The organism is Paenirhodobacter huangdaonensis, assembly GCF_004022465.1.
Taxonomy (GTDB): domain Bacteria; phylum Pseudomonadota; class Alphaproteobacteria; order Rhodobacterales; family Rhodobacteraceae; genus Rhodobacter; species Rhodobacter huangdaonensis.
In genome coordinates, this window is sequence record NZ_SAVA01000025.1 from 2,501 (window position 1) to 5,409 (window position 2,909).

The window sequence follows — 2,909 nt, forward strand, 5'->3', positions numbered from 1 at the left end:
GACCAGCCGAGCCGTGAGAATGAGCAGAATGGTCTGGAAAGGCCAGCGATATGGGTGACAGCCCCGTATGCGAAGTTTGATCGGACGTATTAAGTAGGGCGGGACACGTGAAATCCTGTCTGAAGATCGGGGGACCACCCTCGAAGGCTAAGTACTCCTTACTGACCGATAGCGAACCAGTACCGTGAGGGAAAGGTGAAAAGCACCCCGACGAGGGGAGTGAAACAGTTTCTGAAACCGGACGCCTACAAGCAGTCGGAGCCGCCTTGAGCGGTGACGGCGTACCTTTTGTATAATGGGTCAACGACTTGGTCTTACGAGCAAGCTTAAGCCGTTAGGTGTAGGCGCAGCGAAAGCGAGTCTTAAATGGGCGATGAGTTCGTGGGATCAGACCCGAAACCGAGTGATCTAGCCATGTGCAGGATGAAGGTTGGGTAACACCAACTGGAGGTCCGAACCGACACCCGTTGAAAAGGGTCCGGATGACGTGTGGCTAGGGGTGAAAGGCCAATCAAACTCGGAGATAGCTGGTTCTCCGCGAAAGCTATTTAGGTAGCGCCTCGGACGAATACCTTGGGGGGTAGAGCACTACATGGGTGATGGGGTCCCACAGACTTACTGAGCCTAAGTAAACTCCGAATACCCAAGAGTACTATCCGGGAGACACACGGCGGGTGCTAACGTCCGTCGTGAAGAGGGAAACAACCCTGACCAACAGCTAAGGCCCCCAATTCGTGGCTAAGTGGGAAAGCATGTGGGACTTCCATAACAACCAGGAGGTTGGCTTAGAAGCAGCCATCCTTTAAAGATAGCGTAACAGCTCACTGGTCTAGTCAAGAGGTCCTGCGGCGAAGATGTAACGGGGCTCAAGCCACGAGCCGAAGCTTTGGATGCACAGTGATGTGCGTGGTAGCGGAGCGTTCTGTGATATAGAACGCTGCCTCCTTAGTATCGCTCGCGATACATTGGAGGCAATGTTCTGACTGTGAAGCCGGCCTGTGAGGGATCCGGTGGAGTGATCAGAAGTGAGAATGTTGACATGAGTAGCGACAAAGAGGGTGAGAGACCCTCTCGCCGAAAGTCCAAGGGTTCCTGCTTAAAGCTAATCTGAGCAGGGTAAGCCGGCCCCTAAGGCGAGGCCGAAAGGCGTAGTCGATGGGAACCAGGTTAATATTCCTGGGCCAGGAGGATGTGACGGATCCCAAAGGTAGTGAGGTCTTATCGGATTGATCTTGCTGCTCAGGGGTTCCTGGAAATAGCCCTCCGCGAGACCGTACCCGAAACCGACACAGGTGGACTGGTAGAGAATACCAAGGCGCTTGAGAGAACCACGTTTAAGGAACTCGGCAAAATGCCTCCGTAAGTTCGCGAGAAGGAGGCCCCATTCCTGGGCAACCAGGGGTGGGGGGCACAAACCAGGGGGTGGCGACTGTTTACTTAAAACACAGGGCTGTGCGAAGCCGTAAGGCGACGTATACAGTCTGACGCCTGCCCGGTGCTGGAAGGTTAAAAGGAGGGGTGCAAGCTCCGAATTGAAGCCCCAGTAAACGGCGGCCGTAACTATAACGGTCCTAAGGTAGCGAAATTCCTTGTCGGGTAAGTTCCGACCTGCACGAATGGCGTAACGATCTCCCCGCTGTCTCAAACGTGGACTCAGCGAAATTGAACTGTGTGTCAAGATGCACACTACCCGCGGTTAGACGGAAAGACCCCATGAACCTTTACTCTAGCTTTGCACTGGCATCAGGATTGTGATGTGCAGGATAGGTGGTAGGCTTTGAAGCGGCGACGCCAGTCACCGTGGAGCCTCCCTTGAGATACCACCCTTCGCACTCTTGATGTCTAACCGCGGCCCGTTATCCGGGTCCGGGACCCTGCATGGTGGGGAGTTTGACTGGGGCGGTCGCCTCCCAAATCGTAACGGAGGCGCGCGAAGGTTGGCTCAGACCGGTCGGAAATCGGTCGTTGAGTGCAATGGCAGAAGCCAGCCTGACTGCAAGACTGACAAGTCGAGCAGAGACGAAAGTCGGCCATAGTGATCCGGTGGTCCCAAGTGGGAGGGCCATCGCTCAACGGATAAAAGGTACTCTGGGGATAACAGGCTGATGATGCCCAAGAGTCCATATCGACGGCATCGTTTGGCACCTCGATGTCGGCTCATCTCATCCTGGGGCTGGAGCAGGTCCCAAGGGTATGGCTGTTCGCCATTTAAAGAGGTACGTGAGCTGGGTTTAGAACGTCGTGAGACAGTTCGGTCCCTATCTGCCGTGGGTGTAGGATACTTGATGGGAGTTGCCCCTAGTACGAGAGGACCGGGGTGAACGATCCACTGGTGGACCAGTTGTCGTGCCAACGGCAGTGCTGGGTAGCTATGATCGGACAGGATAAACGCTGAAGGCATCTAAGCGTGAAGCCCCCCCAGAAACTAGGTATCCCTTGAGGGCCGTGGAAGACCACCACGTCGATAGGCCGGAGATGTAAGCGCGGTAACGCGTTCAGTTGACCGGTACTAATTGCCCGATTGGCTTGATTTGATCCAGTAGCAGCAAGGCTCAGGACCAAAAGCAAGTATACACAAGGTTACTACTCGACTTGGACAGGATGGCTTCTTTCTCGGTTTGGTGGTCATAGCGCTGGCTAAACACCCGATCCCATCCCGAACTCGGCCGTTAAGGGCCAACACGCCAATGGTACTGCGTCTTAAGACGTGGGAGAGTAGGTCACCGCCAAACCTAGTAAGAAGCCAACGTTCTCTCAAAACGATCCAATACCCCGATAAGCTCAAAAGCCCTCGGGGCAAGACCTCAGGCGACACCAAAGTCGCTCCCGGTCGCGGGGTGGAGCAGCCCGGTAGCTCGTCAGGCTCATAACCTGAAGGTCGCAGGTTCAAATCCTGCCCCCGCAACCAA

The 2,909-nt window shown here is 55.1% G+C and carries 1 tRNA gene and 2 rRNA genes (1 of these 3 cut by a window edge); all 3 read left to right on the forward strand.

Annotated features, from left to right (window positions below):
* A 23S ribosomal RNA gene (locus tag EOW66_RS20160) occupies positions 1–2,534 on the forward strand (it extends 299 nt beyond the left edge of the window).
* An 83-nt stretch (positions 2,535–2,617) separates the two neighbouring features.
* Positions 2,618–2,732: ribosomal RNA gene (gene rrf / locus EOW66_RS20165) — 5S ribosomal RNA — on the forward strand.
* A gap of 99 nt (positions 2,733–2,831) precedes the next feature.
* Positions 2,832–2,908: transfer RNA gene (locus EOW66_RS20170), tRNA-Met, on the forward strand.
* The last annotated feature ends 1 nt before the right edge of the window (position 2,909 follow it).